At 66.7% G+C, this 15,612-nt stretch carries 9 protein-coding genes and 1 pseudogene; 9 read left to right on the forward strand and 1 reads right to left on the reverse strand.

Going from position 1 to position 15,612, the window contains the following annotated elements; genetic code table 11:
• From EGJ34_RS22275 to EGJ34_RS15575, 5 genes and pseudogenes are all read left to right on the forward strand, one after another.
• Positions 1-316: pseudogene (locus EGJ34_RS22275) on the forward strand (hypothetical protein); the annotation flags it as partial.
• Complete coding sequence (locus tag EGJ34_RS15560) at positions 313-2,331, forward strand: hypothetical protein (RefSeq protein ID WP_125361414.1); 2,019 nt, start codon at positions 313-315, stop codon at positions 2,329-2,331. The pseudogene EGJ34_RS22275 and the gene EGJ34_RS15560, both read left to right, overlap by 4 nt.
• Before the next feature lie 75 nt (positions 2,332-2,406).
• Positions 2,407-7,791, forward strand: a complete 5,385-nt coding sequence (locus EGJ34_RS15565) for a DNA repair ATPase (RefSeq protein ID WP_125361416.1) — start codon at positions 2,407-2,409, stop codon at positions 7,789-7,791.
• Positions 7,788-8,492 carry a hypothetical protein gene (locus EGJ34_RS15570; protein WP_125361418.1) on the forward strand — a complete coding sequence of 235 codons (705 nt, stop codon included), beginning with the start codon at positions 7,788-7,790 and terminating at the stop codon, positions 8,490-8,492. The genes EGJ34_RS15565 and EGJ34_RS15570 overlap by 4 nt, the downstream gene beginning before the upstream one ends.
• 41 nt (positions 8,493-8,533) lie before the next feature.
• Positions 8,534-9,634, forward strand: coding sequence for a toxic anion resistance protein (locus EGJ34_RS15575; RefSeq protein ID WP_125361420.1), 1,101 nt, complete (start codon positions 8,534-8,536; stop codon positions 9,632-9,634).
• A gap of 247 nt (positions 9,635-9,881) precedes the next feature.
• Here the strand turns inward: EGJ34_RS15575 and EGJ34_RS15580 are convergent, their stop codons facing one another.
• Positions 9,882-10,769 carry a LysR family transcriptional regulator gene (locus tag EGJ34_RS15580; RefSeq protein ID WP_125361422.1) on the reverse strand — a complete coding sequence of 296 codons (888 nt, stop codon included), beginning with the start codon at positions 10,767-10,769 and terminating at the stop codon, positions 9,882-9,884.
• 95 nt (positions 10,770-10,864) lie between these two features.
• On the opposite strand from EGJ34_RS15580, the gene trpB reads away from it, so the two are divergent.
• From trpB to glmM, 4 genes are all read left to right on the forward strand, one after another.
• On the forward strand, positions 10,865-12,088 hold the full coding sequence (gene trpB / locus EGJ34_RS15585) for a tryptophan synthase subunit beta (RefSeq protein WP_125361424.1): 1,224 nt from the start codon (positions 10,865-10,867) through the stop codon (positions 12,086-12,088).
• 42 nt (positions 12,089-12,130) lie between these two features.
• Positions 12,131-12,940, forward strand: coding sequence for a tryptophan synthase subunit alpha (gene trpA / locus EGJ34_RS15590; RefSeq protein WP_125361426.1), 810 nt, complete (start codon positions 12,131-12,133; stop codon positions 12,938-12,940).
• Between the two features lie 209 nt (positions 12,941-13,149).
• Positions 13,150-14,025 (forward strand): acetyl-CoA carboxylase, carboxyltransferase subunit beta, encoded by an 876-nt coding sequence (gene accD, locus EGJ34_RS15595; protein ID WP_125361428.1) that lies wholly within the window; start codon positions 13,150-13,152, stop codon positions 14,023-14,025.
• On the forward strand, positions 14,025-15,392 hold the full coding sequence (glmM, locus tag EGJ34_RS15600; RefSeq protein WP_125361430.1) for a phosphoglucosamine mutase: 1,368 nt from the start codon (positions 14,025-14,027) through the stop codon (positions 15,390-15,392). Before accD ends, glmM begins: the two co-directional genes overlap by 1 nt.
• Positions 15,393-15,612: the final 220 nt, after the last annotated feature.

Below are 15,612 nucleotides of genomic sequence, written 5' to 3' on the forward strand. Positions count from 1 at the left end.
CATCCTGCGTCCGGTCCGTCGACTGCTGTTGCGCCTTCGGGCGGTGCCGCAGGCCTCGCTGCTGGGCCGGGTCGGGGTGGTCGCCTCACCGCAGGTCACCGCCAGCACCGGCTACGCCACCGTTGACGACGGCGGGGCCGGGCTGATCCTGCAGGTCCGCCTGCGCGACGGCGACGCCCTGCTGCGCGGTCAGCGCGTGGTCCTGCTGGATTACGTGGCCGAACACAACCATTACCTGGTGGCTGCCGAAGACAGCCATCCTGCGCTTTCGTTTCAAGACAGCCTGATTGCGGGCGACAAGGAGATACATCGATGAGTGTTGCTGCCATGGCCCCGTTCCTGATCGGTGTGGGCGTTCTGATCGTCCTGCTGCTCGGTCTTGCCGGGCTGTTCAAAGCCTTCTACCGCAAGGTCGACCAGGGCGTGGCGCTGATCGTCAACGACATGAGCTCCCAGCCCAAGGTGCACTTCACCGGTGCGCTGATCATCCCGGTGCTGTACCGCGCCGAGCTGATGCGCATCAGCCTGATCACCCTGCAGATCGACCGCCGCGGCAAGGAAGGCCTGATCTGTCGCGACAACATGCGCGCCGACATCGCCGTTGCGTTCTACCTGCGCGTCAACGAAACGCAGGCCGACGTGCTGCGCGTGGCCAAGGCCATCGGTGCCGACCGTGCCTCGGACAAGCATGCGGTGGATGAACTGTTCAACGCCAAGTTCTCCGAGGCGCTGAAGACGGTCGGCAAGAAGTTCGAGTTCACCGAACTGTTCGAAAAGCGCCAGGAATTCCGCGACGAGATCATCGCGGTGATCGGCAATGACCTCAATGGCTACGCGCTGGAAGACGTCGCCATCGACTACCTGGAGCAGACGCCGAAGGTGCTGCTGGACCAGTACAACATCCTCGACGCCCAGGGCATCCGCAAGATCACCGAGCTGACCGCGGCGCAGAACGTGGTCACCAACGAGCTGGAACAGAACGAAAAGCTCGCCATCACCAAGAAGAACGTCGAAGCACGCGAGGCGCTGCTGGCACTGGAGCGCCAGCAGGCCGAAGCCGAGGCCCGGCAGAAGCGCGAGATCGAAACCATCCAGGCCCGCGAACAGGCAGAAACCGCCAAGGTGCAGGAAGAACAGCGCCAGCTGGCCGAACACGCCCGCATCGAAGCGCAGGAGCTGATCGACATCCGCGAGCAGAACCGCCTGCGCGAAGTGGAAGTGGCCGAGCAGAACCGCCAGCGCGCCGTGGCCATCGAAGCCGAGCGCGTGGAGCGCGCACGCCAGCTGGAGCAGGTCACCACCGAACGCGAGGTGCAGCTGCAGGGGGTGGAACGCGACAAGGTGGTCGAGTCCGGCAAGATGGACGTGGCCAACATCACACGCGAGCGCATCGCCATCGACAAGACCGTGGCCCAGGAAGAAGAGCGCATCAAGGAAGTGCGTGAGGTCTCCGAGGCCGACCGCCAGAAGCAGGTGCTGATCCTGGAAGCGGAAGCCAAGGCGCAGGAACTGCTGGTGCGGCAGGTCAAGGAAGCGCAGGCTGCGGAAACCTCGGCCAAGCATCGCGCGGTGGAAATCACCACGCTGGCCCAGGCGGAGCACGAAGCCGCCGGCAAGCAGGCCGAAGCCAAGCGCCTGCTCGCCGATGGTACCCGCGCCGAGCAGGCCGCGCCGGGCCTGGCCGAAGCGCAGGTGCGCGAAGCATCGGCGCTGGCCATCGAGAAGGTCGGCATCGCCGAAGCCCGCGTGATCGAAGCCAAGGCCGAAGCCACCCTCAAGCAGGGCACCAACGATGCCCGCGTGCTGGCTGAAACCCTGCAGGCCCAGGCCCAGGGCGAAGAGCAGATGGGGCGCGCACGTGCGACCGCGACCGAGTCGGTCGGCGGTGCCGAAGCGGGCGTGGTGCAGAAGAAACTGCTGGCCGAGGCCGAAGGCCTGGTGCGCAAGTTCGAGGCGATCGCCTCGCTCAGCGACAGCGCTCGCGGCCACGAAGAGTTCCGCATGATGCTCGACAACAGCCTCAAGCAGGCCCTGGCGTCGATCGAGGCCGGCAAGGAAGTCTCGCGCGAGAACGCCGGCGTCATTGCCAGCGCGCTGCGCAATGCCGACATCGACCTGGTCGGCGGCGACGGTGGCATGTTCGAGAACCTCATCAAGGCCGTCTCGCTGGGCAAGTCGATTGAAGGGCTGGCCGGCAAAAGCCCGATCGTGCAGGACCTGATGCAGCGCTACCTCGGCGTCACCACGCGCGAAGAAACCCCGCGTCAGATCGCCGACGAGCACACCGCCGTGACCGACACCGTGTCGGCCACCGTGGTCGACGCCCGCTGAGCGGGGCAGAGCCCCGCTCTACATTTGCACCGGCCGGTACCTCCGGCCGGTTTTCCGTGAGCCGGAAGGAAGCCGATGTCTGATACCGCCCCCCGTCCCGACGCCGCGTCGGCGGAAGCCACCTCTACTGTCGATCAGGCGGTCGCCCAGGGCGGTGCCTACGAAGTCCTGCGCCGCCGCCTGGGCGAGCAGGGCACGCGTCTGCGCGGGCTGGCCGACGCGCTCAACCGCCAGCGCCTGGTCGAGTTCGGCGACAGCCGGCTGGAAGTCATCGGCCGCTTCCGGATCCGCAGCGAGAACAACTGCGTCGGTCGCGACATCGTGCAGGTTGGACCTGATCTGCTGTTGTTCGGCTACAATGTCTACCTGGGGCTGAAGACCCAGACCCGGGTCGAGGACGTGTTCGGGCTGTACCGGCTGGTGCAGTCCGGCGAAGGCTACGACGTGGTGCCGGTCGATGCCAAGGGCAGCTTCCTGGCCCAGGCCGGCTTCGTGCACGATTTCACCGAGCTGTACGCCTATTACAAACATGCGCGCCTGCTGCAGCTGATCAAGGTCGGCGACAAGCTGCTGGCGGCCTTCCAGATCGGCGAGCGCAGCAGTGACGTGCGCGTGTTCCGCTGGGCGGTGTCCCGCGAAGGCGAGTTGACCTATCTGGATGCACGCGGCGAGCGCGACATCGCGCTGCCGCCGCCGTTCGATTTCGAATGGACCCGGGCGACGCGTGACATGGCGGTCAGCGGGCGCCACTCGCACCTGAACATCCTCGATACCCTGTTTGTCGAAACCACCGGTGGCGATCTCACCATCAAGGTCGAGAACAACACCGAGAGCGGGCAGGGCATCTACAGCGAGCCGGTCGACGACAGCACCCAGTCCCTGGACGACGCCCAGTTCGACTTCGTGCGGGTTGGCTCACTGGTGCTGCTCAAGGTGCTGCCGTACCGTGAGACCGTATGGCGCGGGCTGATCTACAACACGCTCACCGGTACGATCGTGCGCAACGACGCCATCGTGCAGGCCTGCGTGCAGCTGCCGGAAGACCACGGCATCATTTTCCCGGGTGGTTACTACCTGCAGAGCGGCGAGCACAAGGCCTTCGATGCCTCGATGCAGGGCATGCAGTTCAAGCGTGCCATCCGTTCGCCCAACGGCGAGGACGTTCTGTACATCTTCTACGAACGCGAAGGTGGGCGTTCGGCGCTGTTCGTCTACAACACCATCCAGCGCGTGCTGCAGAATCCGGTGTTCGGACATGGCTATGCCTTCATGCACGATGGCCGCATGGTGCTGTTCCATGCCGAGGGGACGGAACCGACCCGCATCCACCCGATGCAGGTCTGGCAGACCCCGTTCAGCAGCGACGAGTTCGCGGCCAGCCGGCCGCCGGGCAACACGTTCATGGGGCGCATCGGCAATGCCGAGCTGGTGCGCGGTATCTCCAACCTGTTCGACCTGGCCCGCACCATCGAAGGACAGGACGTTTCGGTACAGCGCTACCAGCGCCTGGTGCAGGACACCCGGCGCATGTTCGACGCGCACCATTGGCTTGACGACGCCAGCTGCGACGGCGCGGCCGGTTTGCTGCGCGAGATCAGTGCGACCGGCGAGTCGGTGCTGGACGAGTACGAAAAGGTCCAGAGCATCCGCCAGCAGTCCGCGCAGGCCATGGCCCAGGCACAGTCCAGCCAGAAGGCTTTGCTGGGCCGGCTGCAGCCGGAGAACTGGACCGACGTGCAGGCGTTCGTGGAGGCGCTCAACGCGATCTCCACCCAGCGCGGCCACCTGCTGACCATTCGCGACTATCGCTACATCGACACCGACGTGATCGATGCAATGACCACGGCCTTGCAGGAGGCGCACGACCGCATCGGCGCAGCCACGGGTCAGTTCCTCGCCGACGAGCGCGCGCTGGCTCCATTGGGCGAGCGCCTGCAGCTGCTGGATGAAGCCGCGCAGCAGGCGGAAAGCGCGCGGGTACTGGATGAACAGCTGGCCGGAATGCGTGGCATGGCCGCTGACCTGGACATGCTGTCGGCCTTGATGGCCGGCCTGAAGGTCGACGATGCCACCGCCCGCACGCGCGTCGTGGAAGCCATTTCCGCCGTCTATGCCCGTCTGAACCAGAGCCGGGTGCGCGCCGAACAGCGTCGCCGCACCTTGGGCTCCGCCGAGGCGGTGGCGCAGTTCGCGGCCCAGTTCGCGCTGTTCTCGCAGTCCATCACCAGTGCGCTGGGCATGGCCACCGACCCGGAGCGCGCCGACGAACAGATGTCGCGCCTGCTGGTGCAGCTGGAGGAACTGGAAAGCCAGTTCGGCGAACACGAACAGTTCCTCGGCGACATCCTGGCCAAGCGCGAAGAGCTGATCGAAGCCTTCGAAACCCACAAGCAGGCGCTGCTGGATGAACGCCAGCGCAAGGCGCGCTCGGTCCTGGATGCGGCCACCCGCATTCTCGATGGCCTTGCCAAGCGCACCGAGCGCTTTGCCAGCGCCGACGAGCTCAATGCCTTCTTCGCCGGCGACCCGCTGGTGCTCAAGCTGCGTGAGCTGGCCGAGCGCCTGCGCGAACTGCGCGACAGCGTCAAGGCCGACGATGTCGAAGCGCGTCTGAAGGGCGTGCGTGACCAGGCCGTGCGCGCGTTGCGTGACCGCAGCGACCTGTTCGAAGCGGGCGGCAACGTGGTGCGACTGGGCCCACGCCATCGCTTCAGCGTGAACACCCAGGCACTGGACCTGACCCTGCTGCCGCGCGGTGATGAGCTGGCCATCCACCTGACCGGCACCGACTTCCTGGAAGCGTTGCACGACCCGGAACTGGCCGAACTGAAGGCCTACTGGCAGCTCGGACTGGATTCGGAGTCGGCACAGCTGTATCGCGCTGAATATCTGGCAGGCAGCCTGCTGCTGGCCGCGATGGAGGGGCGCGAAGGTCCTGATCTGGCGGCGCTGCAGCATGCGGCTGCCGAACCGGACGCGCTGGAGAAGATCGTTCGCGACTTCGCCGCACCCCGTTACCGCGAAGGCTATGAGCGCGGCATCCACGACCATGACGCCAGTCTGATCCTGCATGCGCTGCTGCCGCTGCAGCAGGCCGCCGGCACGCTGCAGCACGCACCGCGTGCCCGTGCACTTGCGCTGCTGTTCTGGGCCGCGCAGCAGCGTCGCGAAGACGTGGCGCAGTGGTCCACGCGGCAGGCAGGGGCCGATGCGATCGCCCGCCTGTTTGGCTCCAGCGAAGGGCAGCAGGCACTGCTGGCCGAGATCACTGCCGCATTGGATCGCTTCGTGCAGGAGCGCCAGCTGCCGTTCCAGCCGGCAGATTCACAGGCGGCATCCACCTATCTCGCCGCCGAACTCCGTGCCGGCGACCCGGTTTTCAGCACCAGCCGCTACGCGCAGGCATTGCTTGAGGCGCTGAACCAGCATCTGCAGTCGGCGGGCCAGCGCGAAGCCTTCGAACGCGCGCTGCAGCGCGAGCAGGACGGACTCGCTGCTCGCTGGACACTGGCTGGTCAGTGGCTGCGCGCCCTGTGCCAGCTGCCCGCGTTCACCGCGCATGCCGGCTATGCCGAAGAAGCGGCGGCGCTGCTGCTGGTGTCGCGTGCGTTGCGCACCCGTCCCAGCGAGGTGGCGTTGCAGGTCCAGGTGCAGGGACTGCTCGGCGAGCACGCGCGCATCGCGCAGGGCAACCTTACGCTGTCGCTGGATGACTTCCTGGCCCGCCTGCGTACCCACCTGCAGCAGTTCGTGCCGGCTTTCCACGCCTACCAGGGCGTGCGCCAGCGCATCATCGCGCGAGAACGCGATGCCCTGCGCCTCTCGGAATTCAAGGCACGCCCACTGTCCTCGTTCGTACGCAACAAGCTGATCAACGACGTCTACCTGGGCGTGATCGGCGACAACCTGGCCAAGCAGATGGGCACGGTGGGTGAGAACAAGCGCAGCGACCTGATGGGTCTGCTGATGATGATCTCGCCGCCCGGCTACGGCAAAACCACGCTCATGGAGTATGTGGCGCACCGGCTCGGCCTGGTCTTCATGAAGATCAACGGACCGGCGCTGGGCCATGAGGTGCGCTCGCTGGACCCGGCGCAGGCACCTGACGCCACCTCGCGGCAGGAGCTGGAAAAGCTCAACCTGGCGCTGGAGATGGGCAACAACACCATGCTGTATGTCGATGACATCCAGCACACCCATCCCGAGTTCCTGCAGAAGTTCATCTCGCTCTGCGACGGTACCCGCCGCATCGAAGGCGTGTGGCGCGGACGTACCCGCACCTACGACATGCGTGGCAAGAAGTTCTGCGTGGTGATGGCCGGCAACCCGTACACGGAATCCGGCGAAGTGTTCAAGATTCCGGACATGCTCGCCAACCGCGCCGACATCTACAACCTGGGCGACGTGCTGGGCGGCATGGAAGATGCCTTCACCCTGAGCTATATCGAGAACAGCCTGACCTCCAACGCCGTGCTGGCGCCGCTGGCCACCCGTGACATGGCCGACCTGTATCTGCTGGTCGACCGCGCCATGGGCAAGGAGGTCTCCACCAACGCGCTCAGCCACGCTTACAGCGGCGCGGAAATCAATGAGATCGTCGCCACGTTGCAGCGCATGCTGCGGGTGCGTGACGTGGTCTACCGGGTGAATCAGCAGTACATCGCAAGCGCGGCGCAGGATGACCGCTACCGCACCGAGCCGCCGTTCCGGTTGCAGGGCAGCTATCGCAACATGAACAAGCTGTCGGAAAAGATATCGCCGGTGATGAACGAGACCGAGCTGCAGCAGCTGATTTCCGACCATTACCTGGGCGAAGCGCAGCTGCTGACCACTGGCGCGGAGGAAAACCTGCTGAAGCTTGGGGAGCTGCGCGGCGTTCTTGGCGAGGAGGAACAGCAGCGCTGGGCGCAGATCAAGCGCGACTTCCTGCGCAACAAGGCGATGGGGGCGGGCGACGCCGACGTTGGCGGGCGCGTGGTAGCCCAGTTGGCCGATATCGCAAGCGCGCTGCAGAGTCCCGCAGAACCCACGCCGTCGAGCACGCCGGAGCCGGCACCGTGGCCGGCCCTGCTGGCCGCGCTCGAACGTCTGGTTCCGGCACCGACGGTGCCGGCGGCTGCGGCTGAGCCGGCGCGCGTCGAGGGCGACGTTCTGCAACCGCCGCCGCTTCCGTCCGCGGAGCCGATCGCGCAGGGACTGCAGGAAGGCCTGGCCCCGTTGCTGCAGTTGCTTGGCCAGTCCAACGCGCAGCAGGCCCGCACCGGTGAAACCCTGGCCCTGCTGGCCAGCTGGGTACGCGAGCAGATGGAGCGCGGTCCGGCCACGCAGCCACGCCCGCGCGCGCGGCGCGCCAGCACGCCGCAGGAGCGCGCACTCGATGAGGCGCTGATGCGTCACTTCTATGGTGAGTCAACGTTGCCGCCGCAATGGACCGGCGCGGCGGATGATGCCCCGGCATGATCCGCGGTTGGCCCGCACCGGTGCCGGTGGCGTCCGACGCGCTCGGCCTGTCGCGCTACGGCGCGTCCCTGCTGGATGCCATGGGGCAGGGTACCGCGCCGCCGGTGGGACATGACGCGGCTGCCACGCAGTTGCTGGCGGTGCTCGCGCAGCTGGCCGCAGCGGTTCAGGCCGACAACCCCGCCGCCGCGCGCCGGCGCGTCAGCTGGTGGGGGCGTCTGCTTGGCCGTGACGTGGAGCAGGAACTGGACGCACAGGAAGGGCAGTCGCGTCTGGGGGTATTGCTGGTCCAGGCAGATGCGGCGGTGCAGAGTGTCGGTGCGCTGCTGTCCCAGCAGGCGGAAGCGCAGGAGCGCGCCCTTGATGCCGCCCTGACCCTGGAGGCCTGGGTCGACGCCGGGCACGCACAGCTGGCGGCGCTGTCTCCGCCGCTGCAGGAGGTGCTCCTGCAGCGTCTGGACCATCTTCGCCGCTTGGCCGTACTGCAGCAGGTTGAAGCCGGCCAGTGGCAGCTGCTGCGTGAGCAGAACGCCGCACTGCTGGGACGCAGCCAACGCATTACCGAGACCCTGTTGCCAGCGTGGCGCCAGACCGTGCTGGCGCGTCGTGCCGACAACCAGCAGCAGCGCGACCAGCAGGCAGCGCAACTGCTTGACCAGATACATGCCGAGGTCGCCTCGGCGCAGGCTAGACTGGATTGACCCATGCACTTCATTGCCATCCCCTTCAAGGAGACTTCGCCATGACCCAGGACACGCCGAACAGCTCGGCCCTTGCCGTGGCATCGCCCACGGTGGATGACGCCACCTTGAAGGCACTGGGCCTGGCCCAGGACGACCTGCCTCGGATTGCCGAGATCGGGCGCAGCCTGGAGGACATCCGTCCCGGCAACCTCCAGGTGTTCGGACGCGATGCGGCGGCCAAGACGGCGGCGTTCTCCAGCCAGCTGCTCGACCAGGTGCGCAACCGCGACCTCGATGCCAGCGGCGAGAAACTGGGTGAAGTGGTGCGCATCGCACGCACGCTCAATCTGGATGGACTCACCCAGCGCTCCAAGGTGCCGGTGATCGGTGGACTGATCGACAAGCTGCGCGCATCCAAGGGCGAGCTGGTGCAGAAGTTCAGCGACACCAACCGGCAGATCGAACAGCTGCTGGGCGATGTGGGCAGCCAGCAGGCGCTGATGGGTCAACGGGTCGGCGAGTTCGATCGCATGCACGAGATCGTGCGCGAAGAACGCCACGCGCTGGGCCTGCACATCGCCGCCGGCAAGCAGCGTCTTGGCGAGCTGCGCGGCGAGCAGCAGGCTGCACTGGGCAATGATGACCCGCAGGTGCGCATCCGCCAGGGCGAACTCGACAATGCGATCCGTCTGCTCGACAAGCGGGTCGGTGACCTGGTCGTGATGCAGCACGCAGCCGACCAGTCGCTGCCGATGATCCGCCTGATCCAGGCCAACGCGATCCAGCTGATCGAGAAATTCAACACGGTTCGCGACATCACCATTCCGTCGTGGAAACGGCAGTTCGCGATCCAGCTCAGTTTGAGCGAGCAGAAGAACGCGGTGGAACTGTCCAACGCGATCGACGACGCAACCAACGACCTCATGCGTCGCAATGCCGACCTGATGCGGCAGACCTCGGTGGAAACCGCCAAGGCCAACCAGCGTGCGGTGATCGACGTGGCCACGCTGCGTCACGCCCACGACCAGCTGATCGCCACCGTGGAAGAGGTACGCACCATCCACCGCGAAGGCATGCAGCAGCGCCAGCAGGCCGAAGTCGAGCTGGCGCGCCTGCGCGAAGAGGTGCAGGCCAGACTGGCCGCGCCGACGGCAGGGTGATCGTCGTAGGGACACGCCATGCGTGTCCGCGCGGCACCGGGCATGGTCGATGACACGCATGGCGTGTCACTACGGGACTCACGGAGGATCGCAATGCGGACGCGAAAACCATCCGCTGCCCTGGATCTGTGGGATATTCGCGGTGTTTGGAGATTGGTAGGGTCGCTCGCAAGACGACCGCCGTGAGATCTTCAACGTCCGGTGGGGCATGGACCCAAATCGAAACGACGCGAACCAACAGCCGCCATCACCCCAACTGCGCACTCAACCAATCCGCAAGAACATCCACCCGCGCATCCACCACGCCCTCTGGCGCAGCCAACACCCAGAACCCGCCGGTCGCTCCAAACCCCCACGGTGCCAGCAACCTCCCAGCCGCCAACTCATCAGCCACCAGCGGCTCCGGCGCGATCGCCACGCCCAGCCCGGCCACGGCGGCTTCCAGCAGGTAATACAGATGGTCAAAACCGGTGCCCATCACCAGCTGCGCCGGCTCCAACCCCTGCGATAAGGCCCAATCCGGCCACGCCTGTGGCCGTGAGGTCGTATGCAGCAATGGCTCGCCCAGCAGCACCGAAGGCGGATGCCCGCGCAGCCGCGCCGCTGCAGGGTGCTGCGGACTGACCACCACGCCCACCCGCTCCGGGGCCAGCTCGCGCACCTGCCACCCGGGCGGCCACGGGCCGTGCGCCAGCAGCAACACCGCATCCAGATTCTGCTGATCCGGAGTGAAGCTGCCGTCCTGCGCCGACCAGTGCAGCGGCAGCTGTGGCAGGTCGGCCTGCAACTGCTGCAGGCGCGGAATCATCCAACGCGCCAGGATGCTGCCGCTGCAGCCCAGCACCAGCGCTTCAGGCCGCTGCCGACGCTGTAACCCGCTGACCGCATCGCGAATCTGCCCGAATGCCCCGGCGCAGGCGGCCTGCAGGGTTTCCCCGGCTGCGGTCAGGCGCAGGCCACGCCCGGCGCGCTCGAACAGAGCGAACCCAAGATGCTCTTCCAGCAGCCGCAGCTGCCGGCTGATGGCACCGTGCGTCACATGCAGCTCCTGCGCAGCCCGGCCGACGCCTCCCAGCCGCGCGGTGGCTTCGAAGCTCCGCAGGGCGTTGAGCGAGGGTAGGGAGGTGTCACTCATGTGAGTTTTCCTGACGTGTTCTGCCAGATAATATCGATATTCCGGCAAGGATACGTGCGTTAGAGTGAAGGCCTGTCTCTACCGGCTGTCGCGTCATGTCCGCATCCCCAACGCCCGTCACCGACTTCCATGCCTACCCGGATGCCCACGGTCATTTCGGCCGCTACGGCGGCAGCTTCGTCGCTGAAACCCTGATCGGCCCGCTGCAGGAACTGGCCGCCGCCTACGACCAGGCGCGCCAGGACCCCGGCTTCATCGCCGCCTACGACAAGGACCTGACCCACTACGTGGGCCGTCCCAGCCCGATCTACCACGCGGAGCGACTCAGCCAGCAGGTCGGCGGCGCGCAGATCCTGCTCAAGCGCGAAGACCTGAACCACACCGGTGCGCACAAGATCAACAACACCATCGGCCAGGCGCTGCTGGCCGCGCGCATGGGCAAGAAGCGCATCATTGCCGAAACCGGTGCCGGCCAGCACGGTGTTGCCAGCGCCACCGTCGCCGCCCGCCTCGGCCTGGAATGCGTGGTCTACATGGGGGCCACCGACATCGAGCGGCAGAAGATCAACGTCTACCGCATGAAGCTGCTGGGGGCGACCGTGGTACCGGTCACTTCCGGTTCGGCCACCTTGAAGGATGCGCTCAACGAAGCCATGCGCGACTGGGTCACCAACGTGCGTGACACCTTCTACATCATTGGCACGGTGGCCGGCCCGGATCCGTACCCGCGCATGGTGCGTGACTTCAACGCCATTGTCGGCCGCGAAGCACGTGCGCAGATGCTCACCGATTACGGCCGCCTGCCCGATGCCATCACCGCGTGTGTCGGCGGTGGCAGCAATGCGATCGGACTGTTCCATGCCTTCCTCAATGATCGCGACGTGCGCATTGTCGGCGCTGAAGCCGCAGGCGACGGCATCGAAACCGGTCGACACGCCGCGTCCATCGCCGCTGGCCGTCCGGGCGTGCTGCATGGCAACCGCACCTATGTGATCTGCGACGACGACGGCCAGATCATCGAAACCCATTCGGTGTCGGCCGGCCTGGACTATCCAGGTGTCGGACCCGAACACGCGTTCCTGGCGGACACCGGCCGCGCGCAGTATGTGGGTGTCACCGACGAGGAGGCGCTGGCCGCCTTCCACCAGCTGGCACACAGCGAAGGCATTCTCGCCGCGCTTGAGTCCAGCCACGCCGTCGCGCAGGCGATCAAGCTGGCGCGCGAGTTGCCCAGGGACAAGCTGGTGCTGTGCAACCTGTCCGGCCGTGGCGACAAGGACGTGCACACCATCGCCGCCCGCGAAGGCCTGGTGCTGTGACGGCCCGCTGCGCAATTGAACTGACTCTGGAACGCGCCTGACATGTCCGTTGACCGTATTGATGCCTGTTTTTCCCGACTGCGTGCCCAAGGCCGCAAGGCGCTGATTCCGTTCGTGACCGCCGGCGATCCTGGCCTGGAGGCAACCGTGCCGGTGATGCACGCGCTGGCTGGAGCCGGCGCGGATGTGATCGAACTGGGCGTGCCGTTCTCAGACCCGATGGCTGATGGTCCGACCATCCAGCGCAGCTCCGAACGTGCGCTGGCACGGGGGGCGGGTCTGACCTATGTGCTTGACGCCGTGCGCAGCTTCCGCCGTGACGACACGACCACGCCGGTGGTGCTGATGGGTTACCTGAATCCGATCGAGATCCGCGGCACCGAACGTTTCGCCCAGGACGCGATCAGTGCCGGGGTGGACGGGGTGCTGCTGGTGGACCTTCCGCCGGAAGAAGCAGAAGAGACCTTGGCGATCTTCGAGCAGGCTGGCCTGGCCCTGATCCTCCTGGCCTCGCCGACGACTGCCGATGCGCGTCTGGACACGCTGTCGGCGATGGCCCGCGGGTACCTGTACTACGTCAGCTTCGCCGGCGTGACCGGCGCATCTGAACGGCTCGACAGCGATGCCGCCAGCGCCCGTCTGCGCGACCTGCGCGGTCGCTCGTCGGTGCCGGTGGTGGCAGGCTTCGGGATCAAGGACGCAGCCAGTGCCGCAGCGATGGCGAAGGAGGCCGATGGCGTGGTGGTCGGCAGCGCGCTGGTGGCGGCGTTGGCGGAAGCGAACGGTTCAGATGCGGCAGCTGCAGTGGCGAAGAGGTTCCTCGAACCCCTGCGCAAGGCGCTGGATCGTTGAAATACCGCCTGGGCCGGCCAACGGCCGGCGCTACCGGGATCCGGACATATCGGTAGCGCCGGCCGTTGGCCGGCCCAGGCGATGCGTGCCGCGTGCGTTTTTCACACCCCGTCCACACGCCCCCGTAGGGATCCCGGCTCAACAGCGGGTGAGCTAGACTGTCCGCCTTTGCGGCCTTCGGGCCGCCCTGAATGGACGTATCAACAAGCATGAGTTGGCTGACCAAACTGATGCCGTCGGGCATCCGCACCGACAATGTTCCCAGCAAGAAGCGCAGTGTCCCCGAGGGCCTGTGGGAAAAGTGCAGCAACTGCAACAGCGCGCTGTACGGCCCGGAGCTGGAAGAAAACCTGGAAGTCTGCCCGAAATGCGGCCACCACATGGCGATCCGCGCACGCGCGCGCCTGGCGGCCCTGTTCGACGCGGACAGCACCACTGAAATTGCCGCCCGCCTCGGGCCGACCGACCTTCTGAAGTTCAAGGACCAGAAGAAGTACGGCGAGCGCATCAAGGCGTCGCAGAAGAACACCGGCGAGTACGACGCCCTGATCGCGATGCAGGGCCTGCTCAAGGGCCGTCCGCTGGTGGCCTCTGCCTTCGATTTCGCCTTCATGGGCGGTTCGATGGGTTCGGTGGTGGGCGAACGCTTCTCCCTGGCTGCTGAAAAGGCGCTGGAAATCGGCGCGCCCTACGTGTGCTTCTCCGCCAGCGGCGGTGCGCGCATGCAGGAGGGCCTGTTCTCGCTGATGCAGATGGCCAAGACCTCGGCCGCGCTGGGTCGCCTGCGCGACGCCGGCCTGCCGTACATCTCGGTGCTGACCCATCCGACCACCGGTGGCGTGTCGGCCTCGTTCGCGATGCTGGGCGACATCAACATCGCCGAGCCGCAGGCCCTGATCGGCTTCGCCGGTCCGCGCGTGATCGAGCAGACCGTGCGTGAAAAGCTGCCGGAAGGCTTCCAGCGTTCCGAGTTCCTGCTGGAGCACGGTGCGATCGACCAGATCTGTGACCGCCGCGAAATGCGCGATCGCCTGGCCGACCTGCTGGCCATGCTGGGCCGTCAGTCGCCGGCGGACGCTGCCTGATGGGTGCGCGCAAGTACTTCGGCACCGACGGCATCCGCGGCCGGGTCGGCGAGGGCGTCATCTCGGCGGATTTCGTGCTGCGGCTGGGCAATGCGCTGGGACGCGTGCTGACCGAGCGCAATGGTCATCGTCCGGGTCACCGTCCGGTGGTGGTGATCGGCAAGGACACCCGCATCTCCGGCTACATGTTTGAAGCGGCGCTGGAAGCCGGGCTGGTGGCGGCGGGGGCCGACGTGCAGCTGCTGGGCCCGATGCCCACCCCGGCGGTGGCGTTCCTGACCCGTACCCTGGGTGCGGACGCAGGCATCGTGATCAGCGCGTCGCACAACCCGCACTACGACAACGGCATCAAGTTCTTCTCGGCCGATGGCGAAAAGCTGGACGATGCAACCGAGCTCGCGCTGGAAGCGGCACTGGACGGCGAGTTCACCACGGCCGAATCGGACCGTCTGGGCAAGGCGGCGCGCGCGCGCGATGCGGTGGGTCGCTACATCGAGTTCTGCAAAGCCAGCGTGCCGCGCGCATTCGACCTGCGCGGGCTGAAGATCGTGCTCGACTGCGCGCACGGTGCGACGTACCACATCGCGCCGCTGCTGTTCCGCGAGCTGGGCGCGCAGGTGACGGCGATTGGTGCCGAGCCCAACGGCGTGAACATCAACGACGGCGTGGGGTCGATGCACATCGACAACCTGGCCGCGAAGGTGCGCGAAGTGGGGGCGGACCTGGGCATTGCGTTCGACGGCGACGGCGACCGTGTGCTGATGGCCGATGACCAGGGCAACCCGGTGGACGGCGACGACCTGCTGTACGTGCTGGCTGCATCCTGGCAGCGCAACGGCCGGCTGCGTGGCCCGGTGGTGGGCACGCTGATGACCAACTTCGGACTGGAGCAGGCCCTGGAGCGTCTGGGCCTGCCGTTCGTGCGCAGCAACGTGGGCGACCGCTACGTGCACCAGGCACTGGTGGAAGGCGGCGGGGTGCTCGGCGGTGAAGCCTCCGGCCATCTGCTGTGCCTGGACCGTGCAACCACGGGCGACGCCATCGTCAGTGCGCTGCAGGTACTGGAAGTGCTGCGTCGCGAGGGCAAGAGCCTGCGCGCTGCGCTGGCGGACATCACCAAGGTGCCGCAGAAAACGGTCAACGTGCGTCTGGCCGGTGTATCGGCCAAGGCCATCGTGCAGTCCGAAGGCGTGCAGTCTGCGCTGGCCGACGCACAGCAGGCGGTCAAGGGCCGCGGCCGCGCGTTCCTGCGCCCCTCCGGCACCGAGCCGGTGGTCCGCGTCACCGTCGAGGCCGACAGCGCCGAGCTGATGCAGGCCACGCTGGACAGCTTGTCCGGCGCGGTAAAAGCCGCCGCAGCGGCCTGACCCAATATTGCATGAGCTACGTAGAGCCGGGCTTGCCCGGCTGCTGCTGGATTCATGCAAACAACCCTCGGTTCACTGCATCCCTGGTTTGGCGGGCCGGGGTGGGTTTTGGGGGCCCCCCCCCAAACCCCCCCCCCCCCCCCGGGCGGGGGTTTAGGGGGGGACCGCAACTCAAAAACAACCCCAACGGGATACCGCGCGTTTCCCCCCCCCGGCGGGG

The sequence above is a fragment of the Stenotrophomonas sp. 278 genome (genome assembly GCF_003935715.1).
Classification (GTDB): Bacteria; Pseudomonadota; Gammaproteobacteria; order Xanthomonadales; family Xanthomonadaceae; genus Stenotrophomonas; species Stenotrophomonas maltophilia_AH.